Raw genomic sequence first — 25,560 nt, 5'->3', positions numbered from 1 at the left:
CGTTGACACGAACGCTCGCGGCGATGTTCATTTTGCTTTGTACCGTACAGATCGGGTCGGCGGATGTGTCCGGGCGATATGTCTTTGAGGACGTAAAATACCGTTACTTTGTGAATGTGCCGCCGCAGGGCGCTTCTGGCGCACCTTTGATCGTTGCGCTGCATGGCCATGGCGACACGGCAATGCTGTTTCGCGAAACTGTGCAGTTGGATGCCGGTGCAGACTTGCGCGGTGCCGTTGTTCTTTATCCCCAAGCCTTGCAGGATGCCGTCGGTCAGCGCTCTTGGAATGTGGAAGAAGGAGCTGGCGCGACGAGCGATCTGGGTTTTTTACTGGCTGCGATTCATAAGTTGCAGCGCACTTACGATCTGGATTCTGCACGCATTTTCCTGGTGGGGTTTTCTAACGGCGGCAGTATGGCGTATCGCCTCGCCTGTGCAGAGCCCGAAAGGTTTGCCGCGATCGCTGTTGTTGCCGGTGCGATGACTGCGAGCGACTGGTTGACTTGCTCTGCGCAAAACGGCGTACCTGCCTTGCATATCCACGGGCGAGATGACGATGTGGTCTTGCTCAAGGGTGTGCCGCTTGAAAAGGTTCCCGGCGCGTTTGAGGTTGTGGCACGCGCGGCGAGTTGGAATGGGGCGGTTCGCCGCGAAGCATCACGCTCATACTCAAACGGACATGTGACACGCTATTTTGATGAAGATGACAGTTTGGTTGGCGAATTGGTCGAACTGTCGGAATTGGGCCATGACTGGCCCATTGGGTTTGGTGATCGCTATTATGCCAGTGATGAAATCTGGACCTTTTTTGAACGCGTGGCACCTTGGCGAAAGCCAGAGCGCTAAGAGCGCTTTACGAGGGGGGGCGCGCGCGCTACCTAAGCGATAAGCGCAGGGAGACATGGCTATGGCGGACGATCTTTTCAATTCTTTCATGAACGGCCCCGACGAAGACGGCCGTTTTGGTGATTTCGGCGGGCGTTTCGTTTCAGAAACCTTGATGCCCCTGATCCTCTCGCTTGAGGAAGAGTACGAGAAGGCCAAAACGGACGAGACGTTCTGGGCCGAAATGCACGATCTGTGGACGCATTACGTGGGCCGCCCTTCGCCGCTCTATTATGCGGAGCGCCTGACGCAGCACCTTGGCGGTGCAAAGATTTACATGAAGCGCGACGAGCTCAATCACACCGGCGCGCATAAGATCAACAACGTGCTGGGCCAGATCATTCTAGCGCGCCGCATGGGCAAGACGCGCATCATCGCTGAAACTGGCGCTGGCCAGCACGGCGTTGCAACGGCAACTGTTTGCGCGAAATTTGGTCTTAAGTGCATCGTTTACATGGGCGCACATGATGTGGAGCGCCAAGCCCCCAACGTGTTCCGCATGAAGCTGCTCGGCGCGGAAGTGATTCCCGTGACCTCTGGGCGCGGCACTTTGAAAGACGCAATGAACGATGCACTGCGCGATTGGGTCACCAATGTGCGTGACACCTTCTATTGCATTGGCACGGTCGCAGGCCCGCATCCCTATCCCGCGATGGTACGCGATTTCCAGTCGATCATCGGCAAGGAAGTACGCGAGCAAATGCACGAGGCCGAAGGCCGTTTGCCCGACACGCTGATCGCGGCCATTGGCGGTGGTTCCAATGCGATGGGCCTGTTCTTTCCGTTCCTTGACGATAAGTCGGTGAATATCATCGGTGTCGAAGCAGGCGGCAAAGGCGTGAACATGAAGATGGAGCATTGCGCTTCGCTAACAGGCGGGCGCCCGGGTGTGCTGCACGGCAACCGCACCTATTTGCTACAAGACGACGATGGTCAAATCCTTGAGGGATATTCTATCTCGGCGGGTCTTGATTATCCGGGGATCGGACCGGAGCACGCTTGGCTGCATGACATCGGCCGCGCCAAATACGTGTCGATCACCGACAAGGAAGCGCTTGAGGCGTTCCAGTTGTCTTGCGCATTGGAGGGTATCATTCCTGCGCTAGAGCCAAGTCACGCGCTTGCGCATGTGATGAAAATAGCGGGCGATCTGCCAAGCGATCATCTGCTGGTGATGAACATGTGCGGACGCGGCGACAAGGATATCTTTTCTGTCGCGCGCCACCTTGGTTTTGACATGAGTGGTCAGGACGGACGCTAGCTTCCCACTTCAAAAAGGTGGTCTCTGATCCGCGCATAGAAACGCGGATCAGAGTGGTTTGAGCCGCTGCCTAGGCTGCGAAACCCAGTTTGCTCACGTGGATTTCGAATGTCGGGTGCATTTCTGCGCCGACCACGTTTTCCCGGTGATGGCGATAGATCGAGCGCCAGTAAGGCTGCATGATCACACCTTCGTCTTGCATCATCTTTTGCAGTTTCGCCATGACCACGCTGCGCTGCTTGGCATCGGCAATCGCCAGTGCCTCGCTCAGAAGCGCGTCGAATTCTGCGTTGGCAAAGGCGCTCTCATTCCAAGGCTCGCCAGAGCGATAGGCAAGGGCGAGAACCTGCACGCCCAGTGGACGCTGCGCCCAGTCGGTCGTGGACAGCGGGTATTTCGCCCAATCGTTCCAGAACGTCGAGCCGGGCAGAACCGTGCGTTTCACGTTCAGGCCCGCATCGCGCATCATCGCCGCAGCCGCGTCCGATGTGTTCTTGCGCCAAGTGTCGTCGATGGAAATCAACTCATGCTCGAAATCGCCCATGCCTGCTTCTTCCATCAGTGCCTTAGCACCTTCGGGGTCAAAAACGGGGGCTGGAAGTTCTGCGTATTCTGGATGGATCGGTGAGACGTGATGGTTTTCAGCGACCCGGCCATTGTTTGAAAAGCCCAGCTCCAGTAGCACGTTGTTGTCCACCGCCATCGCTAGGGCGCGGCGCACACGTGCATCCGCGTAGGGCACCGTGCCGTTGACTTCGGCTGTCTGGTTCGGGCGGATCACGACCGTGTTAGCCGTTACCGCTTCGGACTTGGCCCAGCCAATGCCGTCCATCACAAAGATGAAATCACCGATGGATTCATAGACCATGTCGACCTCGTCGGAATCGACGGCGGCGACGATGCCAGCCTGCTCTGTGCCGAAATCAAGATACTCGATGCGGTCCAGATAGGCACCTTCGCCCCACCAGTCGTGACCTTCGTTCTTGATCAGAACCGCCTTCACGCCCACCTCGAATTCACCGGGCATATAGGGGCCTGTGCCGATGGGATTGTCCAAGGGATCGCCGTTGAAGCTCTGATGGACGATTGCCGCCGGATAATCGGAGAAACCGGCAATCAGGGTGATGTCGGGCTGCACCAGAGTCAGGCGCACGGTCAGATCATCTTCTGCCGTGATCGCGCCTTCGCGGGCCTTCCCGGTTTCTGCATCGATGAGCGAGCTCATGCGAGCGGCCATCGAATTGCCCTCGACCGCCTTGTCGCACCAGCGAGTGATGTTGAAGGCCACGTCTGCGGCGGTGAACGCATCACCGTTGTTCCACTTTACGCCGGGGCGAACGCGCAACAGGTATTCTGTGGCATCTGCGTTTACTTCCCAGCTATCCAGCAGCATGGGCGCGAAGCTGCCGTCAGTTTGATATTCGACCAGATATTCCAGATATCCGCGCGTGTAATTCGACATCTGCGGCCAATCGAAAGCGCGCGGATCTTTGAGCGCGACGACCGAAGATTCAATGCGAAGTGTTCCGCCTGCTTTGGCATGCGCGGCCGCACGCACGGGCTGGGCTAGGCCCAAAAGCCCGTAGGCTGCGGTGGCGCTTAGCCCGAGGGAGGTGGCGCGCGTTAGAAATTCACGGCGCGACAGGGTGCCTTGGGTGACTTCGGCAGCATATGTTTTGGCTGCGGGATGGATCATATCTGAATTGATCATGGAGCTCTCGACTAGGGTAAGGATTGCGAAACCAGCCGCGCGTTAGGCGCATGGCTGCACAGCGCGCGCGGTCCACGCCTGCTGGATGTCTCTAACAGATAGCGCAAATGCCCAGAGATCAACGGAAAACGACATATTGGTGTCGTAAATATTAAATCAAGCGATCGACGCCCTTCAGCGCCGATGCAAGTTTGACCTAGTAGTTAGATGGCACACCGCGCAGCGCCAGGGCGAGAGCCGTATAGGACCAGGTATTGCGACCGCCGCGAGTGCGAATTTCGGCAAGCTGCGCGCGCGCGCCGATTGCGTCGCCGTGCGCCAGAAGGCCTTGGCCCATGTAGGAGCGTGCGAGGATGTAATCTGGATTGATGCTTAGTGCGGCCTCATAGAACTGCATGGCAACCGCGTGATTGCCCAGTTTGCGATTGGTGAAACCACGATAATTGAGAATGCGGGGATCATTCTGGTTTTGCGCGCTATCCAGCACGTGCAAAGCGTTTTGATATTGCCCCGCATAGGCCATTTCGCGCGCCGCGAGGTAGAGTTGATCATCGCTGAAATTATGCGATTCCACCGCAAGGCATTTCTTGGACTGGGCGTCGTACACTTTGCCCTCTTTGCATTTCTTCGTGGTATTGGTGGTTTTCGGCGGAGTGTCCTCGCCCGCAGCAAAACCCGTCTGGGGCGCGCCGACCATCAGAGCGGCGGCAAGCAGGGCGGAGGAAAAAAGCGTAATCTTGGACATGTTTTCGTTCCTTAAAATAAAGTCATGTTTAGTCATTCAGAACTGTGGGAAAGATTTTGCGCAAGGCTCCAGTGATCTTTTGCGTCGTTGGTGGCAAGAATCCAGTCCAACGGAATATTTTGCACGCCGTAAGCCGCGCCCGCGAGGCTGCCAATAGCGATCGCGCGTCCGCAACTGTCGCCGCCCGCTTGGATGTTGGCGGTGATAGCTTGGCTAAAACTGCCTGTGCGGGCGAGGATATGAAAGGCGAGGGGCAGGCCTTGGTGTAAATGACAAGCGCGCCCCGTCACTTCGCCGTAAGCAGTGCTGTCTACACTTTTTTGCGCGAGCGCCGCCTGCAAAAGTGGCTCGCGTTTGGCTGCGGTTTCTAGCGCTGTTGGTAAGGCCGTGCCGGACAAGACATCCGCAAGCAGATCGGCGAAGATCAGTGCGTAGTGGTACGCGGCGGCGTTGACGTGGGTGACGGCGAGGGCGCATTCGATCTGCGCGTGGAAATCGGGCGCTTTGCGGTAGCGCGCGATGATGGCGGGCAGGGTGGAAAGCGCGGGGAGTTGATCATCGTCCACGCCGGAGGGGTCGATTTGTTCCGCGGCAAGATTGGCCAGTGTGCCCCGCGTCGGGCGGTCGATATAGCCGTGATAGCTGCCGCCCGCACCGAAATGCGCGGCGTAGGCGGTTTGATAGGCCTGCATGTCGAAGGCTTTTCGATCCTGAACGGATCGCATCGCCAGGGCGAGGGTCTCGCCATATTGGCTCAGATCGCCGTCCTTGCGCGCGCTGTGCGCAAAGAAGGCCATGACATCGGTGTAATTGGCAGGGTCCAGCGGCGTAAACGCAGGCGCAGCGCCGCCCACATTTGCGATGCGCGCAGGATCATAGATCCAGTGCAGGCCAAGCGCGGCGGCGTCGCCCACCAACGCCCCCATAAGGGCGCTGGCGTCAGGATTGGGCAGTGTGGTCATAGAGCTTCAGAACCTCCAAGGGAACAATGTCGAGCGCACGTTGATGCGTCGCAGCCAAATTGACCAGCGGCGCGCAGCGATCATCATGCGCTTGCAGGAACCGCGAGGCGCATAGGCACCACGCATCCCCTTCCTTCAATCCAGCAAATCCGAACTCGGGACGGGGTGTGCTCAGATCGTTGCCCACATATTTGGAAAAGGCCAGAAACTCTTTCGTGAGAAGGGCTGCAACAGTGTGACTGCCGCTGTCGGAGGCGCAAGTGTTGCAATAGCCATCGCGAAAATAGCCTGTGAGTGGATCGAGGCCGCATAGGTCAAGCGCGGTCCCGAGGACGTTGATGCTGGGGTCTTTGATCATTTGTTAGATTCCTGTCGCTATGGTGCGGAATATCTCGATGTTATAGTCGCCGACGCCTTCGTCGCGAAATTTTCGGTCGGCCCCATTGGTCGCGATCACCACACCAAGCGGTCGGTTTATGTAAATGTACTGGCCATACACCCCGCGCGCGAGGAATTCGCCCGGCCGTCCATCCTTGGGCATCCACCATTGATAACCGTAGCCGTATTCGCCCGCACTGGTCGGGGCGGAGGGCACGGTGGAGCCGGCGACCCAACCGGCAGGTACGATCTGGCGGCCATTATACATGCCGTTTTGCAGGAACATCTGCCCCATGCGGGCGTAATCGCGCGTCCGCAAGTTCAGACCACCAAGCACAAATGCGACGCCGTTGCCGTCTGTGACATAATAGGGGCTGGCTTCAAGCCCCATGGGCTGAATGATCTTTTCGGACAGGAGCGGTGCAATCTCGCGTCCAGTTGCGCCGCGGATGACCATGGAAATGATGTGGGTGTCGATGGAGACGTATTGCCAGTCTGTGCCGGGCGCGGCGAACGTCTCTTTCAGATCAGCCGCGAACCCGTCCATGGAGCCGCCTAGCGCAAGCACGCGGCCCATTTTATTGATGTCGCTGCTTTGATCGAGGTAGTCCTCGTCAAACGTTACTCCGCTGGCCATGTTGAGCACATTACGGATGCTGGCCCCGTCATAAGCACCGCCCTTGAGCGAGGGTGCATATTTGGTGACGGGCTCGTCGAGCGAGGCGATTGCACCCTCGTCCAGCAGTACGCCCAAAAGGGACGACAGATAGCTTTTGGCGACGGACCAGGAGATGCGCAAATCGGTGTCTGTGGTCCCTTGATGGTAGCTCTCGTGCACCAGCGCGCCGTCCTTCAGCACGACCAGCGCGGTGACGGTGCGGTCCTTGATCCATTGGTTAACTTCTGTGGGCAGGGCTATTTGCGTACCTTCGGGAAGTTCCGCCACAGGCCCATCCCCGCGCGGCACATCGACGGACAGGAAGGCCGCGTTCATGCCTGAGAAATTCGTGACGATTTTTTCTTCGCTAAAAAGCGAGTTGACGGCAAGCAGACGCGTTATCTCTTCACGCTTCCAAATGCCGATGGTTATGGCGAGGATCAGGACGATCCCGAAAAAACGGGTCAGATAAGTAAAAATGCGGCGCATGGATGTGGCTCCCTTTGAGAGGGAGCAAAGCACGGGGAGAGGTGAGAGGCAAATGGGGAGTAGGGGGATCGCTGATTGTCGACGGTCCTAAGGTGTGTATTCATAATCATGTCAATGTTTGTGCGGTTTAGTTTTTGTTAGCAGGTACTGGAAAAGGGTTTGAATTTATGGATTTCATGATTGGGATTATCATAATAGGAGTCTTATGTTTTTTGGCGGTGCGTGGGATGATTTCTGGGCAAAGCCGGCAGGGGAATTATCGGCCGCCTGTACGATCTGACCGACGGTACAGACCCAAACCATTTGATGCCAAAACCGCACGGGCAACGACGAAATCATCAGTCTTGCAAGGCGCTGCGTATGTGATTGATGGGGATTCAATTGTCATTCAGAAGACTCAAATTCGGTTGTTTGGAATAGATGCGCCGGAGATGAATCATCCCTTCGGCCAGAAAGCGAAGTGGGCTTTGGTGTCCCTTTGCAAGGGAGAAACAGTGAAGGCTGAAATTTCCGAAGAAGATGTGCACGGGCGGACCGTTGCAAAGTGCACCTTGGCTGATGGTCGCGATCTTTCTGCCGAAATGGTCAAGCTCGGACTCGCGATTGACTGGCCCAAATATTCAGGCGGCGTGTATCGTGGACTGGAAACGCCAGATGCGCGTAAGAAAATGTGGTTGGCTGATGCACGACAAAAAGGGCGGATGCACGTTTGGGAGCAATTCGAGGCGAAACAAAAAGCTGCCTCTAAGGTTTAGGGGACCCGGTCCATGATTTTCCGAAAAGTAGTGCGTTTGTTTAAAACTGCAGCGCGAGCATCCGAATTCGAAAGCGTTCATCCATGACAGACAAGCCACTAAATTCTTGGGTAAAAGCCACATTGGAGTTCGGCCCGACGATTGCCTTCGTCGTGGCTTATCTGATCACCCGGAACAAAACCTTTCTTGTCGCGGGCACTGAATACAGCGGTCTTATCGCAGTTATCGCGGCGTTCATCCCTGTCTTTCTTATTGCTATCGGTGCGCTTTGGTATTGGTCAGGCAAGGTGTCACGCATTCAGGTTGCAGCGGCCGTCATGGTGATCGTGTTCGGGGTCTCAAGCGTTTGGCTGAACGATCCCAGACTGTTCAAGATGAAACCGACCGCGATTTATCTGCTTCTCGCGCTGATCCTGGGGGTCGGGCTACTGCGGGGGCAATCCTGGCTGAAATACATCATGGAAGGCATGATACCCTTAAGGCCCGAGGGCTGGATGATCCTCACGAAACGCACGGCTGTATTGTTTGTGCTGTCCGCAGGCGCGAACGAATTGGTCTGGCGCACACAATCAGAGGCGTTCTGGGTGCTGTTCGAGACCTTGGCGATGCCTATTGTGGTGTTCGTTTTCTTTTTAGCACAGATTGGACTTTTCATAGATTACGCGATGCTGGCACCGGCGAAGAAAAAACGTCAAAAGAAGCGGGTGTAGTCCTAGTGCGGCTAGCCCCGGAACCGAGCTGCTAATTTCTGCATCGCGCTGCGCGTATCCTCGACAGGCTCTGCCGCGGGTTTTGCGCTCGCTGTTTCAGTGTGTTTCACTGATTTAGACGAACGCGCTGGTGCAGTGCGCAAGGAGACGGCGTTCAAGAAGCGGCCACTTTCACCAGAGGCCAGTTCCTTTGCTCCATCGGCGCAGCCGCGGGTGACATTATCGAGCCAGTCTGCCTCCGCCTTGGCGAAATCGCTTAGAACATAGCCCGCGACGCGATCCTTGTGACCAGGGTGGCCAATGCCGAGGCGCACGCGGCGATAGTGCTCGCCGATATGTTGATGGATGGAGCGCAGACCGTTGTGGCCCGCATGTCCGCCGCTCATTTTGACGCGCACTTTAGATGGGGCGAGGTCCAGCTCGTCATGGAACACGGTTACGTCTTCGGGGGTAAGTTTGTAAAAGCGCATTGCTTCGCCAACCGATTGCCCAGAGAGGTTCATGAAGGTGGAGGGCTTCAAGAGCAGCACCTTTTCAGAGCCGAGGTTGCCCGAACACACCTGCCCCTGAAATTGCGATTTCCAGGGTGTGAAGCCGTGATCGGCGGCGATTTCGTCCAGCACCATAAAGCCGATGTTGTGACGGTTCTTGGCGTATTTACTGCCCGGATTTCCAAGGCCTACAAAGATCTGCATGTGTAACTCTCCGGGGACGCGCACGCGATTGAAGAGGGGCATACAATAAAAAACGGGGCCTGTGAAAGGCCCCGTTCCATTCAATCAGCGATAGGGAGAAGAGATTACTCTTCCGCGCCAACCACTGGTACGTCTGCTGCGTCTGCGTCGCCGCCTTCATTGTCCGAAGACTTGAGGCCGGAGGGTGCAGAGAGGTTAGCAACAACGAAGTCACGGTCAATCGTCGCTTTGCTGCCCGCAGGAAGCGTGATGTCGGAGATGTTGATGGTGTCACCAACGTCCAGACCTGTCATGTCGACAGTCAGCTTCTCTGGGATATCACCTGCGGTTACAATCAGCTCGACCTCAGGGCGTACAGCGTTCAATACGCCGCCACGCTTGATACCAGGCGCTTGATCTTCGTTGATGAACTCGACCGGAATGAAGAGGTTGATCTTCGTTGTGCGGCGAAGGCGCATGAAATCGACGTGCGTGGGCAAGTCTTTGACAACGTGGCGCTGAACATCGCGGCAGATGACGCGGACGTCGTCATGGCCTTCAACCTTGAGGTTGAGCAATGTGGACTTAAAGCGACCCGCCTTAAGAGCTTTCAGCAGAACGTTGAAAGGAACGTTGATCGGCAGCGGATCGGTGTCGCCACCGAATACGATACCAGGCACCATGCCTGCGCGACGTGCTTGACGAGCGGCGCCCTTGCCTGTCCCCGTACGGACCTCAGCGTGGAAATCAGGAATTTCTCCAGCCATTTTATATTCTCCAAATGTAAGAGCGAAGTGCCTCCAAGGCTGTCACCTCGCGTGAAGCCGCGCGTATAGACGGGAATCGCGTTTAGGGAAAGGCTATATTTCCTTGCAAAGACGGGGGCGCGCAGGCAAAGCGCTGTGATGGTTTTTTTGCATGGTCTCATCTCGGATATCCGCCTTTCGCGCGCACCTGCAGCGGGTTTCATCACGGTTGGCTTGTTCTGGGGCAGTTTTGCTGGACTTGTGCCTGATTTGAAAGCTGCGATCGGGGCAAGCGATGGCGTTTTCGGGCTGTCGATGTTCTTTGCGGCTTTTGGCGCGGTGGCGGCTATGTGGCTTGCGCCGCGCGTGGATGCAAAGCTGGGCGCGCGTGCGATGCAGGGTGCCGCGCTTGCCATGGCGCTGGCCTTCTTGCTGCCGGGTCTTGCCGCAGGGCCTGTTTTTTTCACACTTGCGATGTTTTTGGCCTCGGCAGGGTCGGGATCGCTAGATGTGATCATGAACACGCGGGTCAGCGGCATCGAGGCCGAGGTGAAACGCTCGCTCATGAATCTCAATCATGCTTTGTTTTCCTTCGCCTACGCCGGTGCGGCCTTGAGCGCAGGGGCGTTTCGCGAGGCGGGATTGGGCCCTGCAGTGGTTTTCGCAGCGGTACTGGTGGTTGCATTGATGCTTTTGCCGGCAATGTTTCATCGCCCAGCCGAGATTGCGACGACCGAGGGCAGTTTGACGCTCAGTGCACGTCCTGCGCTGATTTATCTTGGTGGGGGGGTCATTTTGATCGCCTTCCTTTCCGAGCAAGCAACAGAAGCCTGGTCGGCGATCCATCTGGAGCGCGGACTTGGTGGGAGCGCGGCGCAGGGTGCGCTCGGGCCAGCGATTTTGGGGCTGACGATGGGCATTGGACGCATGTCGGGCCAGTTCGTCGCGGCCCATGTGCGTGAAACTACGGTTCTACAGATCGCAGCAGTGATCGCGGCGACCGGCATCGCGATTGCTGCCAGCGCGGATAGTTTGAACGCCGCCTATTTCGGATTTGCAGTTCTAGGGCTTGGTGTGTCCGTGATTGCGCCGATGGCGTATTCGGCGGTCGGTAAGCGGGTAAGCGACCGGGAGCGTGTCCATGTGATCACGCGAATCTCTGTGATCGGCTATATGGGGTTCTTTATCGGCCCTCCTCTGATGGGTGGATTGTCCGAATTGTTCGGTCTTACCGTTTCATTTTACGCGGTTGCGCTTATTCTATTGTGCGTGTCGATCGTTCTGGCTCCGAATTTGCGGAAACAATAAGAGCCCGTTTTCTGTATTGTCGCTGCTGCGTGTTCAAATAGTGTGCTGCGCCGCAGCAATCGGCGAAAAACCGCATAACCATTGGAAAATTAGCTTAAATTTAACGAACACTTATGTAAGTTTCTCTTGAACGCAGATAGCTTTACGGCAGATACTATCCAAAGTTTTTGAGTTCGTACGCCGCTTTCTCTCTTGAAGCGTTGTCGAGGTTTATTGTTTCGGGGGAAATGTAGCGTGCCTGTTGAAATTAATCAGTACATTTATGGCAATAGCCTAGTGAATTTCGCGGGCGGCTCTGCCCAAAGCAATGTCCCGTATTGGGTGGCTCAATTTGCCGAGGCGGGTGACAACACTTACGGTGTGAACGGCGGCTTTGGCTTCCTGCGTCAATACGCAGATCGCACAGAGCCCAGTAATGAATGGGGCTTCCAAAGCGTCGATGGCATCTGGGACAGTGATGTCGCCGAGTTTGACGAAGTCTCCTTCAACAGTGTTATCATCACGCCTGGTAATTTCATCCAAGATCTCGCGCCCGATGACGTTTATCCGGGCGACACGCGATCGCCGCTGGACGCAGCGGTCGATACGGTGCGCGACACTTTGCAAGACCAGCCCGATGCACAGCTCTATATTTACGAGGGCTGGGCCGATCTGGGTAGCATGTTCGGTTTCCCTGTTTCCGAAGGGCAACTGGCTGAGTACCACGAATATAATGCAGGCGCCTATCACGATTGGTACGTCGATTTCACCGACGGTATCAACGCGGCAGTGCCGGGCGCGGATGTGCAGTTGATCCCCGTTGCGTCGGTTATGGCCGAGTTGTTTACGGACGGGCCGTTGCAAGGGTTGAGCCTTGATGATCTGTATGTGGATAGTGCGCCGCACGGCACGGAAACGGTCTACTTTCTGGCCAGCATGATCACCTATCCCGCGACTTTTGGCGAAGCGGTGCCCGCAGATTTCGATGTTCCGGATACGATTCATCCACTGGTGATCGAGAATTTTGATGCGATCAACACGCGCATTGGTGAATTGCTTGATGTCGCGCCCGTGGAGGCCGGGGAAGTAGTCGTGGAGGTGAACACCGACCCTGTGGCTGGCGATGATGTTGCCGAGCTGACGCAGGGCGAGATGGTGGTGATCGATCTGCTTGCAAACGATAGCGATGCGGACGGCGATCCTTTGACGCTCGTCTCTATTGGGGCCGCAAGTTTCGGCACAGTGGAAATTATCGACGGTCAAGCGGTCTACACGCCAGACGAGGGTTATGTCGGTGCAGACAGCTTCAGCTACACAGTAAGCGACGGTGAGGGGGGCACGGTGCAAGGCAGTGTGAGTTTGCAAGTCGCAGCGAGCGAAATTGAGCCCGAGCCATTGCCAGAGCAGGAACCGGAACCAATGCCGGAACCAGAACCCGCGCCAATGCCTGAGCCTGAGCCGCTGCCTGAGCCAACGCCAGAAGCTCCCACCGGACCTGCGGCCGTCGGTTTTTCTGCGGCCTATTTCGAACTGGGAACGCAAGTCGCGACGCTCGATCAAGTCGATTTTGACGCGGAGCCAGCAGCGACAGGAACCATTGATTCCTTGCAGTACCTCGAAGTGACGGGATCGTTCGTGCCGGAAAGTGGCGCTGATCATTTCGCAGCGCAGTACAGCACTGTGCTTGATGTAACCGAAGCCGGTGCGCATGAGATATTCCTGGTTGCGGATGACGCGGCGCGGATCATGATCGATGGTGTTGAAATGTTGAACTCCAGCGATACTGAGCCGGGCGACATGGTGTCTGTGTGGGTCGATTTCGAGGCTGGCGCGCATGATATTCAGGTGCAGTATCTGGAGGTGGCGGGCGAGCAATCTTTGAACCTCGATTGGGTGGGACCATCCACGCAAGGCGCTTACGTGCCGCTCAGCGGAACCATTCCGGCCTCGGGCGCGATTGAAGAGCTGGGCGAACCCGTGATCGAAGAAGAGCAGGAAGAAATGCCCCCGGTTGTCGAGGAAGAACCGGAAACGCCGGAAGAAACGCCCGCGCCGACGCCGGAGCAAGAGCCGAATGATTTCGCGGCAAAAGCCTTCGCGACAGTCGCAACTTCGCTCAAGGACGTTGATTTTTCCGCAACCCCCGATGCCGAGCAGGTTACGGACGGCATTGCGCTCGCTTCTGAGAGCGAGGCCTTGCTTGACGGCGGGCCAATTGATGGCGCTGTGCAGTTCACCAAGCAAGTTGCGATCGAGATCGCAGGTCTTTACGAGATCGGCGTGTCCTCGGATGATCAGGCGTCCGTCACGATTTCGGGCCTTCCTGTCGTCAGCACCGACGCATTGGACGAAGGCGCTTCGCAAAGCAATTCAATCTTCCTGATCGCAGGCTCGCATACTGTCGACGTGCGATATCTCGACACTCAGGGTGCGCAATCTCTGGATGTCACTTGGTCTGGCCCTGACACGAACGGGGAAACGCTGCCGCTTGGAGAGACGACATCGGATGATGACGACATCGCCGCGCTGTTCAGTGATGACGTCGCAGCGCGCTCTGACGAGGAAGCGTACAAGATCGCTCTCTCCGAAGCGGAAGAGAACAATGCGGACAAGGAGACTCTGCTCGATTTCTAGTGTGCAAACGCTTGCACTCTGCGCTCCTCTCGCACATCGTATTCAAACGAGCGTGTCGAGAGGAGCGGGACAATGATCAGCAGAAACAGTAATGGCGTCTATGTGATCGCCGCAACGCCCTTTACCGACGATGGGGCGCTTGATCTCGTCAGCACGGACCGGATGGTTGATTTCTATCTAGACGCTGGCGTGACAGGGATGACCATCCTTGGCATAATGGGCGAAGCGCCTAAACTCACCTCTGATGAGCAGCTTAACTTTGCGCGCCATGTTCTTACGCGCGTTGCAGGGCGGGTTCCTGTGGTGGTTGGCGTCTCTGGACCTGGCCTAGATAACATGAAACGTCTGAGCACTGAGGTGATGGCGGCAGGCGCTGAGGGTGTGATGGTCGCGCCCATGCCGGGTTTGAATACGGACGCTAAACAGAAGGGCTATTTCGCGCAGGTCTGCGAAGTGCTTGGCGGCGATGTGCCGATCTGCTTGCAGGATTTCCCGCAAACTCTGGGCGTGCATTTCTCGACGGAAACACTTCTGGATATTTTTCACGCCCATGAACAGATCGTCATGTTCAAGCATGAGGACTGGCCGGGCTTGACCAAACTGTCGCGCATTCGCGCTGAATTTCCCGTTGGCGCCCTGTCGATCCTGACGGGCAACGCAGGTTTGTTCTTGCCGCTGGAATTGCAGCGCGGCGCGGACGGCGCGATGACGGGTTTCGCCTATCCCGAGATGATGGTGCAGGTCACCGAGCGTCATGCTGCGGGCGATGTGGACGGCGCCGAAGATATCTTTGATGCCTATCTGCCGTTGGTGCGCTATGAACAGCAACTTGGCCTTGGGCTTGCGATCCGCAAAGAAATTCTGCATCGCCGCGGCGTGCTCTCCAGCCCCAAAGTGCGTGCGCCGGGGCCTTCATTAAGCGCGCTGGATAAGGTTGAACTGACCCGTTTGAGCGATCGTCTGGCAACAAAAATCGCAGCGCTTGCATGAGGTTCGATACGGTTATCAAGGGGGGCACATGCGTCACTGCGTCGGAGATGTTCGCGGCAGATATCGGTGTTTCTGGCGGGCGCATTGCGGCGCTTGGCGAGGGGCTTAACTGCGAGGATGTGATCGACGCGCGCGGCAAGCTGGTGATGCCCGGCGGCATCGAGGCACATGCCCATATCGCGCAAAACTCGGCCACAGGCGGCATGACGGCGGATGACTACACCTCCGGCTCTATCTCTGCCGCGTTTGGCGGAAATTCCTGCATCATCCCCTTTGCGGCGCAACATCGCGGCATGGGGGTCACCGAAACACTCGACCTTTACGACAGCCGCGCGATCGGCGCATCGGTGCTGGATTATTCCTATCATTTGATCGTTTCCGACCCGACCGAAAAGGTTTTAGCCGAAGAGCTACCTGCCGCCTTTCTGCGCGGCATCACCAGTTTCAAACTGTTCATGACCTACGACAAAATGCTGGTGAACGACGCGCAATTTCTCGATGTTTTGAGCGTTGCCAAGACCCATGGTGCCTTGACCATGGTACATGCGGAAAATGCGGGCATGATCAAATGGATGACCGATCGCCTCTTGGCGTGCGGCCTCACTGCGCCAAAATATCACGCGCTCAGCCATCCCGCCTTGGCCGAGGAAGAGGCGATCCACCGCGCGATCTGCCTGGCCAAGCTGGTGGATGCGCCACTCCTGATCGTCCACGTCAGCACGCCCGAGGGTGCAGCCTTGGTGCAAAGCGCGCGTGCGCAAGGTGCCAAGATTTACGGTGAAACCTGCCCGCAATACCTGTTCCTAACCCGCGATGATATGGACAAGCCCGGCATGGAGGGCGCGGCGCTCATGTGCTCGCCGCCCTTGCGCGATGCCGCCACGCAGGACGTGCTCTGGCAGCATATCCAGAGCGGCACGTTTGACGTGGTCAGTTCCGATCACTCGCCCTACCGCATGGATGAGACGGGCAAGCTGGCGCATGGCGAGGGTGCGCCCTTCACCGTGATCGCCAACGGCATGCCCGGCATCGGCGCGCGACTGCCGATGCTGTTTAGCGAAGGGGTCGGCAAGGGCCGCATCACCCTGCCGGAGTTCGTTGCGCTGAGTTCGACCAACGCCGCCCGACTCTATGGCTTGCTGCCGCAAAAAGGCACGCTGACCGTTGGAGCAGATGCGGATATCGCTATCTGGGATCCTGACAAACGGGGCAGGATTTGTGTGGACAACCAACACGACAACGCGGGCTATTCACCCTTCGAGGGCTGGGAGGTCCAAGGTCTCCCCATCACTGTCCTTTCGCGCGGAAAACGCGTTGTCGATCAAGGCGCGCTGCTAGCCCGGGCAGGCCACGGCCAATTCCTGGTGCGCGCCAAATTCGATGCGGGTGGCCGTATGGGTTATCTCGCCCCGGAACTGGACCCAGCCCAAAACTTCGGAGCAGATATCGCCCCATGAGCATCATCGTGATCAACCCCAACTCCAATGAAGCGGTCACCGAAGGTCTGCGCGGCGCGCTTGCACCGTTTCCAAATGTCGAGTGCGTGACGCTCACTTCCGGCCCTTTCGGGATCGAAAGCCAGCGTGACAGCGACGCGGTTGTCTTGCCGCTGCTCGACCTGATCAACTCGCGCCCTGACGCGGATGCCTTCGTCATCGCCTGCTACTCCGACCCCGGTATCGATGCCGCCAAATCTGTCAGCCCCGTCCCCGTCTTTGGCATCCAGGAGGCGGGCACGACCACGGCCATGTGCCGCGCCGATATGTTCGGGGTCATTGCCATCGGCCAACCTTCCATCCTGCGACACCGTAAATACATGCGCCGCATGGGCGTGCTTTCACGCCTTGCAGGTGAGCGCGCGCTGAATATGAGCGTTGATGAAACCGCACGCGGCGCAAACACGTTCAAACGCCTTATGGAGGTCGGCCAAGACCTCATCAGTGATGGCGCAGACTGCCTCATCCTTGGTTGCGCTGGCATGGCCAAACACCGCAAACCTCTTGAGGACGCACTTGGTGTTCCTGTGATCGATCCCACCCAAGCGGCCGTCGCCATGGCACTGGGAGCGGTTCTGGCTTCCTCTTTCTAGAAATATCGCCGCCGGAGGCAAATCTGCATGACCTTAATGGTCATGCTTATAAAGCATGCGCGCTTGTGCGCATTCCTTATGGCAACACAGACAACCAGAACCACGCCGTAAACACGGACAGCCCCGTTGCGATTAACACCGCCGAGGCTGCCACGCGCTGCGCCCGTTGATAAAGGCTGGCGAAGATATAGACGTTCACCCCCGGTGCCATAGCTGCAGTCAACACCGCCGAGCGCATGCCAGCTTCTGGCACGCCGCTCCATGATGCCGCGGCAAAGGTGATCAAGGGATGCAGCAGCAAGGACAGCGCGCAAACGAAGAAGATCACCCGCAAATCCCCTTCGGGGCGATAACGATACAGAACCCCGCCAAGCGCGAAAAGCGCGGTTGGCAAGGCGGTGCGCACCAACATGTCCAGCGCGCTTTGGAAGGTGGCAGGTATCACTGCGCCGGAAATGTTGAGCAAGAAACCCAGTGTGATCGCGATAATCAACACATTGCTGAACATCGCCTTCAGGACGGTGGCAGGCAGGCGCGCCATGCGCGTCCCCGCCTCGCGCGCACGCACAAGTTCCATCACCGTAATGCCAAGCCCGTAGCAAAACGGCGAGTGTAGTGCGATGATTGCGTAGTTTCCTGCCAGCGCGTCGCCCGTGCCATAGGCTTGCTGGGTGATTGCAAGGCCAAGCAAAACCGAGTTGGAGAAGAGCGCGCAAAAGCCGATGGCGACACTGTCCTCCCAAGAGCGGTTGAAGGCATAGCGTGCGCCTAGCAAGCCAATAGTGAAGCAAGTCGCTGCGCCTGCATAAAAGCTTAGAAGCAGCTTGGGGTCAAACCCTGTGCTCAGATCAATATGGGCAAGCGCGTTGAATAAAAGGGCTGGCACGGCGACCTGCTGTGCAAATTTCATAATGCCGTCGATCGCGCTATCGTTCAGAAATTTGCGCCAGACCAAGGCATAGCCAAGTCCGATCACCAGAAAGACCGGCAGGATGACCTCGATCAGTGCCTGCACTGCGCTCTAGACCTCGTAGGTGATCTGCATCCCGTCAAAAGCGGGGGCAATGTGTTGGGGGGTCTCGTTCAGCACGGTTTCGTAGTCCAGATCAATGTGCATATTGGTGAGGATCGCTCGCGGCACGGCAGACCTAGCGATCCATTCAAGCGAGTTTGCAAGATGCGAGTGGCTGGGGTGCGGCGTTCGGCGCAAAGCGTCGAGCACCCAGCAATCGGCGCCGCTTATTGCGGCCCATGCTTCATCGCTCATTTCAGAGACGTCCGGTAGATAGGCCAACGGGCCAACGCGAAATCCGAGCGCGTCTATGTTGCCGTGCTCGATCTCGAAGGGGCGCAGCGTGATAGGGCCGCCTGCGCCATCAATTGTGAAATCACCGTCGATCGTGAACAGATCCAATATGGGTGGATAGGCCGAACCATGGGGCTGCACGAAGGCATAGCCGAAGCGCGAGAGCAGATCGTTTTGCGTCGCGCCATCCGCCCAGACCGGCAAGCGCGCGCGCATGTTGAAAACCACCATGCGCAGATCGTCGATGCCATGGACATGATCGGCGTGGCTGTGGGTATAAGCGACTGCATCCAGTGCGCCGATACCTGCATCCAAAAGCTGGCTGCGTAAATCGGGGGATGTGTCGATGAGCACACGGGTTGTGCCGTCCTCGCCGATCCGCTCGATTAGCATGGAGCAGCGCCGGCGTGTATTCTTGGGGTTGCTTGGATCGCAATCCCCCCAATGCCCGCCAAGGCGCGGCACCCCGCCAGAGGAGCCGCAGCCAAGGATGGTAAAGCGCAGCTGTGCCATTACGCGGCAGCCTTGTAGCGGGAGGCTTTGGTGAACAGACGCTCGAAATTCTGCTCCGTCTGCGCGGCGAATTCTGCGATGCCCATGCCGTAGACCTCTGCGCCAACCTTAGCGGTGAATGCGGTATAAGCCGGTTCGTTGCGCTTGCCGCGCCGCGGCACGGGGGCAAGGTAGGGACTGTCAGTTTCCACGAGCACTTGGGTCACGGGTGCACTCGCAAAAATATCACGCACCTCGCTTGATTTGGGAAATGTCGCGATGCCGGACATGGACAGATAAAAGCCCATGTCGAGGCAGGTTTTGGCCAGTTCCGGCCCGGAGCAATAGCAGTGCATCACGCAGGAATAGGGTGCATTGTGATGCTCGGCGCTGAGGATATCGGCCATGTCCTGATCCGCCGCGCGCGCATGGATGATGAGCGGCAGACCCGTGCGCTGCGCTGCCTCGATGTGCACGAGCAGGGAGTGCTTTTGAATCTCCATGCTCTCGGCGGTGTAGTGGTAATCAAGACCGCTCTCTCCGATGCCGACGAATTTGGGATGTGCGCTCATTGCGACAAGCTCATCGACACTTGCCAACGGTTCATTGGCTGCGCTCATCGGATGTGTGCCAGCAGCAAAAAAGATTTGCGGGTTCGCTTCGGCCAGTGCGCGCACAGATGGCTCAAGGCGCAATTTTGTGCAGATGGTCACCATGCGGTGCACGCCAGCCTCTGCCGCGCGCAAGAGAATATCTGGCAGTTCCCCCTCAAAATCAGGGAAATCCAGGTGGCAATGGCTGTCGGTGATGAGCGGCGGTGTGGTCATAAAGCGTCCTTGCCGCGGCTTAGCTCGCCGCCTGCGAAATATGTCTCAGGGTATCTAGGATGAGTGCGGCAGGGTCAAGGTTCACAGCGCGGCCATGGCGCAGCTTTGCGTCCACTTCTTGCGCGACTTCGGCCCAGCGGCGGGCTTGGCGCGGGTTTGGCGAGAGGCGCGCGATCATTTCTGCCTCGCCCTGTGCAGCCTCAGGATAGGGCGTCGTGCCAAGTGTGCCAGCGCGCGCAAGGCGGGCCAGCGCAAGGGCGATGAGATCGACCAGCATGTCGAGCTTGTCCTCTGCCCCGCGCTGCGCTGCCGCATCGGCAAGGCGAAGTGCGCGCGCGCGGTCCATGCGGGGCAGGCTGGCAAGCAGGCCGACGAGTTCGCCGTAGATTGCAAGGCCAGAGAGGTTGGTCATGCGGATTGCCTCGCCAACGGAGCCGGAAGTGAGCGCGGCGAGGGCGGCTTGGTTCAGCTCGGTCTCTGGCAGCGCTTGGCGCAGCGCTTCGGCCATATCTGCCTCGCTCAAAGGGGAGATGCGCAATTCGCGGCAACGCGAGCGGATGGTGGGCAAAAGGCGCGAGGGTTGATGGCTGATCAGCAGGAGCGTCGCGCGCTCAGGCGGCTCTTCGAGCCGTTTGAGCAGCGCGTTGGCAGCCTGCACGTTCATTTCATCCGCCGCATCGACGATCACGACACGGCGACCGCCCTCGGCAGAGGAAAAGTTAAAGAAATCATTGAGTTTGCGTACATCGTCCACGCGAATGTCGGCGGCGAATTTGCCCGCCTCAAGGTTTTTCTGCCTGTCGCTATCGGTGGATCCAGCCCCCCCGCGCCGCAGCACAAACAGCGAGGGCTCCGCGCGCGCCGAGATACGGCGCGCAGTGGGATGCTTGGGGTCCGTATCAAGACTGGTTGGCTTTTCCGGCGCACCAAACATGCCGCCATCGCTCTGCAAAGGCTGGCTCAGCAGGAAGCGTGCGATGCGGTAAGCGAGGGTGGCCTTGCCCGTGCCGCGTGGGCCGATCATCAGCCAGCCGTGGTGTAGACGGCCTGTATTGAACGCCTCCAGAAAACTCTGCTCAGCCGCGCCCTGCCCGATCAGGCGAGGGGTATCGCGCGGATGCGGGGCACCAAAAACGCGGTCGGGTTCTGGTAGAGCATCGCTCATGCCAAATGCGCCTTGAGCACGCTCAATGTGTCGGCGGCGATGGCGTCGATTTCGCGCGCGGCGTCGATAATGCGAAAGCGCTGAGGCTCGCCAGCAGCCAATTCAAGAAACCCTGCGCGCATCGCCTTTTGCAGGCCCGCGCCGAAATTCTCGAAGCGGCTGTCAATGCTGTCACGCTCTACCGCGCGGGAGTGCGAGACATCGGGGTCCATGTCGAACAGCAAAGTGAGATCAGGTTCGCGGCCAATCATCAAGCTGTGGAGTTGATCCACCAGCGCGCGCAGATCGCCGCGCGAGAGGCCTTGGTACATGCGCGTGCTATCGGCAAAGCGATCACAGATCACCACCTTGCCTGCCGCGAGTGCGGGCAGGATCGTGCGCTCCATATGATCGCGGCGCGCGGCGGTAAAGAGCAGAATTTCCGTTTCAGCCGACCAGCGATCTGTATCACCTTGCAGCACCAGCGCGCGTATTTCTTCTGCGCCGGGTGAGCCGCCGGGTTCGCGTGTGAGCACCACGTCATAGCCCGCGCGCTCCAGCGCGGTGGCGAGGCGTTTGGCCTGCGTGGATTTGCCGGAGCCATCAATGCCCTCAAAGCTGATGAAGCGACCTTTGGGCGATGTCATCCGTTCAAGAGCCTTGTTCTTCGGGAGCCAAGGGCGCTTCGTTCAATTGCGAGATCAAGAGCTGCGCGACCGTGCCGATGCGCGACATGAAGCCGCCCGCAGGCACGTCATTGCCCGCCACCAAAGGAATGCGCGTTTCAGGCAGGCCGGGGGGGGTGATGACCAATTCGGCGATTTGTTGATCCTTGGTGATGGGGGCGGTGATGGGGCCGTTGTAAACGACTTCGGCCTTGACGGCACCTTGCGAGAGGACTGGCATCAGCATCGAGACATCGCTGCGCGGTACCAGTGGCACGCTTTGATCGCGGCCCATCCATACCTCGGCGCTGGCGACGGCTGTGCCTGACTTGGCGACGGGCTTTACCGCGAACTGACGAAAGGCCCAGTTGACGATGGCTTCTGCTTCCTCGGCGCGGGCCTGTGTGGTTTCGAGGCCAGAAATGACGAAAATGATCCGGCGATCGCGTTGCTTGGCGGAGCCGACAAGACCATAACCCGCTTCGCGCGTGTGACCTGTTTTCAGGCCGTCCGCGCCAATGCCCAAGGCCAAAAGCGGATTGCGGTTGCGTGTGTTTTGGGGTGCGCGTCCGTCAAAGGCGAATTCGCGCTCTGCGAAGAGCGGATAGAACGCGGGAAAGTCGGTGATCAGGCGATTGGCGAGCAAGGCCAGATCGCGCATGGACATGCGGTGCCCAGCCTGGGGCCAGCCATTCGCGTTGGTGAAGGTCGAGTTGGTCATACCCATTTGCTGCCCGCGCTGGGTCATGAACCGGGCAAAGCCTGCTTCGGTGCCATCCGGGCTCAGCGCTTCGGCGATCACTGCGCAGGCGTCGTTGCCCGAGAGCACGATGATACCGCGCAGCAAATCTTCGACGGTGATGCGATCAGTGGTATCAAGGAACATCGTCGAGCCGCCATATGACATCGCATGTTCGGACACGGGCAGCTTTTCATCAAGCGACAAACGCCCGTCGCGTACCGCCTCGAAGGCGATATAGAGCGTCATCAGTTTGGACATAGACGCGGGGGGCAGCATCTCGTCAGCGTTCTTGGCCAGTAGCACGGTGCCTGTGGTTTGATCGATGATGAACGCGGATGTGGCGCGCGTTTCGAACGCGGCGGCGGGCAGGGCGAGGAGCAAAGGGAGCAAAAGCGCGATGCCCGTTGAGATCAGGTGGCGCATATCTAGGGCCTTCCTTTTCGAAGTTTGGTTAATTGCTGACAGCATAAGCATCTGCGAAGCCCGATGCTTTGATCTTTTTCAAAATCGCTGTGCGCTCGGCGCTTGTTTGCGCAGGGCCGACCAATACGCGCCAGAACGGCTTGCCCGAACTGCTGGATTTCTTGATCGTTGGCACCATGCCTGCAACGCGCATCGCTTCTCCAGTGTTCTTGGCGTTCTGCTCGACACTGAAAATGCCAAGCTGGATAAACGGTTTGCTCAGCCCGCCGGAGGATGGCTCTGGCGCAGGTTTGGGCGCTGAGGCGGCTTGCGTGCTAGGCGTCGCCACGCCGGTGGCTGCAGGGGCAAGCGCGGTTTCACTGATCGTTCCCGGTGCGCTGCTTTGGGGTGCATTGGTTTGCGGCGCAGCATCGGGCGCAGGACCGTTTTCGGCAACTTCTTCGCGGCGCAGTGCCGTGACATTCAGCTTGGCGGGTTGCCCCGCAAGCATTCCAAGCGTAGCAGCCGCATCAGAGGAGACCTGCAAACGCGGTCCGGGGTTCTCAAGCTCGCGGCGGAACAATGCGCCGATCACGAACTTACCATTTTTTTCATTGCGAATGATCACCCGTTCGGGATCTTTCACGTTTGGATGCGCAACCCAGACACCGCCAAGGGAGGGACGCCCGTCCCAAAGTCCGTTTTCGGTAATTTGAAACACGTCGGGTGCTTCCACGTCGCGCTCGACCAGTTTGACAGAGCGCGATTGTGCAGGCGTGCCGCTTGCGACGCCGTTATCTTTGGCTTGCAAGAAAGCGGGGCCTTGTCCGTTCTGACAGGCTGGCAGCACAAAAAGCGAGGTGAGCGCGACCGCGATCCAGATGCGCCGCGTTCGCGTGAATTTGTTGGTGATGTACATTTTGTGCCCTTTGCCCCAAAGCCCGCCGCATATTGGCCGATTTTTCGGTCCTGAATTATGCTGTGCCAGCTACCCTGCTTCGCATCAATGTAGCTATGTTTGATGCACATGAAAAGTCCGCCGCGCCCGACCGAGCGGAAATTCGATCACGCTGTCGTGGATTGTATGTCTTTTTTCACGCGATCGGCTCTTGCCGCTTCAAGATTGCACAAGTAAAGAGTGCGCGTCGGAGGCTTGGCAGAGTGGTCGAATGCACCGGTCTTGAAAACCGACGAGGGTGAAAGTCCTCCCAGGGTTCGAATCCCTGAGCCTCCGCCATTGTTTCTTGTTATTGCTAGATAATTTTATTACGGCCAGTGTTGTTACCATAAAGGACCCCCGATAGAGTGTGCGCAGGCTTTGCCTAGGCCTACCCCTTATAAAAAACGCAAATTATCCCGACCCCACACGGGGGCACCCCCTTTGTTGGCGATAGGTATTCTCACATACAGTAATACGAATCTGCGTGCACAATTTGATAGCCATGCTTTAACTGGTTTTATGTCCTGACAGATGAATCACCCCGGTTTTATCGGAGACCTATAGCTTCATTTCATGCGACCATGTCGAGCACGTCGCGCTGTGCATAGAAGCTCTCTTCGGCCTCGGCTGGCGGGATGTTTCCGATGGGCCAAAGCAGTCGACTGTTGTTGAACCAATCGACCCAGCCGAGGGTTGTCATTTCCAGATCCTGCATGTTGCACCACGATCCTTGGCGATGGATCAGTTCGGTTTTGTAAAGACCGTTTATCGTCTCGGCGAGGGCGTTGCCATACGAGTCACCGACATTGCCGACCGACGGTTCGATGCCAGCCTCAGCCAAACGTCCCATGTATCGAATGGACAAATATTGCCCGCCGCGGTCCGGAAAGCCAAGCGGCACCAACCCAGCGAACGGTCGATCAGTGTTTGAGTCAAACCACCCGAGAACTGGAGACCATCATATAACTGTCAGAATGGCGAACCAGTCCGTTTTTCTGGACTAGGTGTCGATCGTGCGGGACCTGCTCCAAAGCATCGAGAACAAAGTCCTTTTTGGCAGACCGCGAGACCCGCCAGCCGACGATGCGATCAGCGAATGTGTCGATGACAAAAGCCACTTAGATAAAACCCTGCCATGTCGACACGTAGGTAAAATCACTGACCCAGAGAAGGTCTGGAGGTGGTGCTCGGAACACGCGGTTCATCTTGTCACGCGGACAAGGCGCTGACGTGTCAGGGACGGTTGTTTTGATTACCTTGCCGCGCACAACCCCACGGATGCCGATCTGTTTAATCAGCCGCTCCACAGTGCAACGCGCCAGATCAAAGCCCTTCCGCTTCAGCTGATGCCAAGCCTTAAGAACGCTGTAGACCTGGTAATTTTCATCCCAGACACGTTTGATCTCGGGGCACAGCTCCGTATTCCGCTGATGGCGTGCCGAAGCTTTGGAAGGATCAGCGCAGCATGCAAACTGATGGTAGTATGTCGATGGCGCGATTGGCAGAACGCTGCAGATCAACTCGACGCCGTAGACAGCGCGCTGATCTTCAATGAAGGCGATCATCGCTTCAGTGGGCGGTCGAGTTTCGTCCCACTGCGCGGCAGCCGCCGCTTGCGGCGATGCGAGCGGGCGCAAGATAAACAGATACCTTGCGCAGGATCTCATTCGCCTGGCGCAGCTCCCGGTTTTCACGTTCAAGCGCCTTGATCCGATCACGCTCTTCGGATGTAAGCCCGTCGCGCATGCCGCTGTCCTTTTCGGCCTGCTTGACCCATCCGCTCAAGGTCTGGGGAATACAGTCGATCTTGGGTGCAATGGCCGCAATCGCGCCCGCCTGCGTTTCATACAAACCTTGATGTTCAAACGCCATCCTAACCGCACGCGCGCGGACCTCAGGTGAGTAGCGATTTGCCATTTTGCTTTTTGTCATAACCATCATCTTAACTTAAGTTGATGGTCTCCGACAAACTCGGGGCGATTCATCGGCGACAACAGCAAAGCCAAGCCAAAGCCAAAGCTTACCTTGGATCGGACTCAATGTTAAGTTATCAAGCGGACAGGGTT

At 57.7% G+C, this 25,560-nt stretch carries 23 protein-coding genes, 1 tRNA gene, 1 pseudogene and 1 other annotated feature; of the genes and pseudogenes, 10 read left to right on the top strand and 15 right to left on the bottom strand.

Annotated elements, in window-relative coordinates:
• The first annotated feature begins 2 nt into the window (after positions 1-2).
• Positions 3-848 (top strand): CE1 family esterase, encoded by an 846-nt coding sequence (locus B9P63_RS10015; protein ID WP_139816238.1) that lies wholly within the window; start codon positions 3-5, stop codon positions 846-848.
• 61 nt (positions 849-909) lie between these two features.
• A complete protein-coding gene (gene trpB / locus B9P63_RS10010) occupies positions 910-2,148 on the top strand; it encodes a tryptophan synthase subunit beta (RefSeq protein ID WP_085308440.1) in 1,239 nt (412 codons plus the stop codon).
• A 70-nt stretch (positions 2,149-2,218) separates the two neighbouring features.
• Here trpB and B9P63_RS10005 read toward each other — a convergent pair whose 3' ends face one another.
• The 5 genes from B9P63_RS10005 to B9P63_RS09985 all read right to left on the bottom strand — a co-directional run bounded on the left by B9P63_RS10005 (position 2,219) and on the right by B9P63_RS09985 (position 7,091).
• Positions 2,219-3,859: an ABC transporter substrate-binding protein gene (locus tag B9P63_RS10005; RefSeq protein WP_085308439.1), complete on the bottom strand. Its 1,641-nt coding sequence runs from the start codon at positions 3,857-3,859 to the stop codon at positions 2,219-2,221.
• Between the two features lie 196 nt (positions 3,860-4,055).
• Entirely contained in the window at positions 4,056-4,604 is a 549-nt protein-coding gene (locus B9P63_RS10000) for a tetratricopeptide repeat protein (RefSeq protein ID WP_085308438.1), read from the bottom strand.
• 32 nt (positions 4,605-4,636) lie between these two features.
• The gene (locus B9P63_RS09995) at positions 4,637-5,566 is read right to left on the bottom strand and encodes an ADP-ribosylglycohydrolase family protein (RefSeq protein WP_085308437.1); all 930 of its coding nucleotides are present in this window, start codon (positions 5,564-5,566) and stop codon (positions 4,637-4,639) included.
• Positions 5,544-5,924: a DUF2237 family protein gene (locus tag B9P63_RS09990; RefSeq protein WP_085308436.1), complete on the bottom strand. Its 381-nt coding sequence runs from the start codon at positions 5,922-5,924 to the stop codon at positions 5,544-5,546. The genes B9P63_RS09995 and B9P63_RS09990 overlap by 23 nt, the downstream gene beginning before the upstream one ends.
• Before the next feature lie 3 nt (positions 5,925-5,927).
• On the bottom strand, positions 5,928-7,091 hold the full coding sequence (locus tag B9P63_RS09985) for a serine hydrolase domain-containing protein (RefSeq protein ID WP_085308435.1): 1,164 nt from the start codon (positions 7,089-7,091) through the stop codon (positions 5,928-5,930).
• Between the two features lie 167 nt (positions 7,092-7,258).
• Between B9P63_RS09985 and B9P63_RS09980 the strand changes: the two genes are divergently transcribed.
• Positions 7,259-7,846, top strand: a complete 588-nt coding sequence (locus B9P63_RS09980) for a thermonuclease family protein (RefSeq protein ID WP_095533025.1) — start codon at positions 7,259-7,261, stop codon at positions 7,844-7,846.
• Between the two features lie 83 nt (positions 7,847-7,929).
• The gene (locus B9P63_RS09975) at positions 7,930-8,556 is read left to right on the top strand and encodes an inner membrane-spanning protein YciB (RefSeq protein WP_085308434.1); all 627 of its coding nucleotides are present in this window, start codon (positions 7,930-7,932) and stop codon (positions 8,554-8,556) included.
• 11 nt (positions 8,557-8,567) lie between these two features.
• Here the strand turns inward: B9P63_RS09975 and pth are convergent, their stop codons facing one another.
• Together pth and B9P63_RS09965 are read right to left on the bottom strand one after the other, a co-directional pair.
• Positions 8,568-9,251, bottom strand: coding sequence for an aminoacyl-tRNA hydrolase (pth, locus tag B9P63_RS09970; protein WP_085308476.1), 684 nt, complete (start codon positions 9,249-9,251; stop codon positions 8,568-8,570).
• Between the two features lie 104 nt (positions 9,252-9,355).
• Positions 9,356-9,997, bottom strand: a complete 642-nt coding sequence (locus B9P63_RS09965) for a 50S ribosomal protein L25/general stress protein Ctc (RefSeq protein ID WP_085308433.1) — start codon at positions 9,995-9,997, stop codon at positions 9,356-9,358.
• 138 nt (positions 9,998-10,135) lie between these two features.
• On the opposite strand from B9P63_RS09965, the gene B9P63_RS09960 reads away from it, so the two are divergent.
• The 5 genes from B9P63_RS09960 to B9P63_RS09940 all read left to right on the top strand — a co-directional run bounded on the left by B9P63_RS09960 (position 10,136) and on the right by B9P63_RS09940 (position 16,976).
• Entirely contained in the window at positions 10,136-11,284 is a 1,149-nt protein-coding gene (locus tag B9P63_RS09960; protein WP_085308432.1) for an MFS transporter, read from the top strand.
• Positions 11,285-11,518: 234 nt separating this feature from the next.
• Positions 11,519-13,897, top strand: coding sequence for an Ig-like domain-containing protein (locus tag B9P63_RS09955; protein ID WP_139816237.1), 2,379 nt, complete (start codon positions 11,519-11,521; stop codon positions 13,895-13,897).
• Between the two features lie 72 nt (positions 13,898-13,969).
• Entirely contained in the window at positions 13,970-14,887 is a 918-nt protein-coding gene (locus B9P63_RS09950) for a dihydrodipicolinate synthase family protein (RefSeq protein ID WP_085308430.1), read from the top strand.
• Complete coding sequence (gene hydA / locus B9P63_RS09945) at positions 14,884-16,344, top strand: dihydropyrimidinase (protein ID WP_085308429.1); 1,461 nt, start codon at positions 14,884-14,886, stop codon at positions 16,342-16,344. The genes B9P63_RS09950 and hydA overlap by 4 nt, the downstream gene beginning before the upstream one ends.
• Positions 16,341-16,976 (top strand): aspartate/glutamate racemase family protein, encoded by a 636-nt coding sequence (locus tag B9P63_RS09940; protein WP_085308428.1) that lies wholly within the window; start codon positions 16,341-16,343, stop codon positions 16,974-16,976. Before hydA ends, B9P63_RS09940 begins: the two co-directional genes overlap by 4 nt.
• 76 nt (positions 16,977-17,052) lie before the next feature.
• On the opposite strand, the gene B9P63_RS09935 is transcribed toward B9P63_RS09940, so the two are convergent.
• From B9P63_RS09935 to B9P63_RS09905, 7 genes are read right to left on the bottom strand one after another with little or no spacing between them, the layout of a single operon-like run.
• Positions 17,053-17,991, bottom strand: coding sequence for an AEC family transporter (locus B9P63_RS09935; protein ID WP_085308427.1), 939 nt, complete (start codon positions 17,989-17,991; stop codon positions 17,053-17,055).
• A 6-nt stretch (positions 17,992-17,997) separates the two neighbouring features.
• Positions 17,998-18,795: an MBL fold metallo-hydrolase gene (locus tag B9P63_RS09930; protein ID WP_085308426.1), complete on the bottom strand. Its 798-nt coding sequence runs from the start codon at positions 18,793-18,795 to the stop codon at positions 17,998-18,000.
• Positions 18,795-19,601 (bottom strand): TatD family hydrolase, encoded by an 807-nt coding sequence (locus B9P63_RS09925; RefSeq protein ID WP_085308425.1) that lies wholly within the window; start codon positions 19,599-19,601, stop codon positions 18,795-18,797. Before B9P63_RS09925 ends, B9P63_RS09930 begins: the two co-directional genes overlap by 1 nt.
• 19 nt (positions 19,602-19,620) lie before the next feature.
• Positions 19,621-20,766 (bottom strand): DNA polymerase III subunit delta', encoded by a 1,146-nt coding sequence (locus tag B9P63_RS09920; RefSeq protein ID WP_085308424.1) that lies wholly within the window; start codon positions 20,764-20,766, stop codon positions 19,621-19,623.
• A complete protein-coding gene (tmk, locus tag B9P63_RS09915) occupies positions 20,763-21,392 on the bottom strand; it encodes a dTMP kinase (protein ID WP_085308423.1) in 630 nt (209 codons plus the stop codon). Before tmk ends, B9P63_RS09920 begins: the two co-directional genes overlap by 4 nt.
• Positions 21,393-21,396: 4 nt before the next feature.
• Positions 21,397-22,575 (bottom strand): D-alanyl-D-alanine carboxypeptidase family protein, encoded by a 1,179-nt coding sequence (locus tag B9P63_RS09910; protein WP_085308422.1) that lies wholly within the window; start codon positions 22,573-22,575, stop codon positions 21,397-21,399.
• 28 nt (positions 22,576-22,603) lie between these two features.
• On the bottom strand, positions 22,604-23,473 hold the full coding sequence (locus B9P63_RS09905) for an SPOR domain-containing protein (protein WP_085308421.1): 870 nt from the start codon (positions 23,471-23,473) through the stop codon (positions 22,604-22,606).
• A gap of 228 nt (positions 23,474-23,701) precedes the next feature.
• Here B9P63_RS09905 and B9P63_RS09900 point away from each other — a divergent pair.
• Positions 23,702-23,791, top strand: a tRNA-Ser gene (locus B9P63_RS09900).
• A gap of 274 nt (positions 23,792-24,065) precedes the next feature.
• Here the strand turns inward: B9P63_RS09900 and B9P63_RS09895 are convergent.
• Positions 24,066-25,426 (bottom strand): annotated as a pseudogene (locus B9P63_RS09895) (IS3 family transposase).
• Positions 24,985-25,096 (bottom strand) — a sequence feature (AL1L pseudoknot). Its footprint overlaps the pseudogene before it by 112 nt.
• Positions 25,427-25,560: the final 134 nt, after the last annotated feature.

This window comes from Planktotalea arctica (genome assembly GCF_002105285.1).
Lineage (GTDB): Bacteria > Pseudomonadota > Alphaproteobacteria > Rhodobacterales > Rhodobacteraceae > Planktotalea > Planktotalea arctica.
This window is presented reverse-complemented; position numbering and strand designations above follow the sequence as displayed.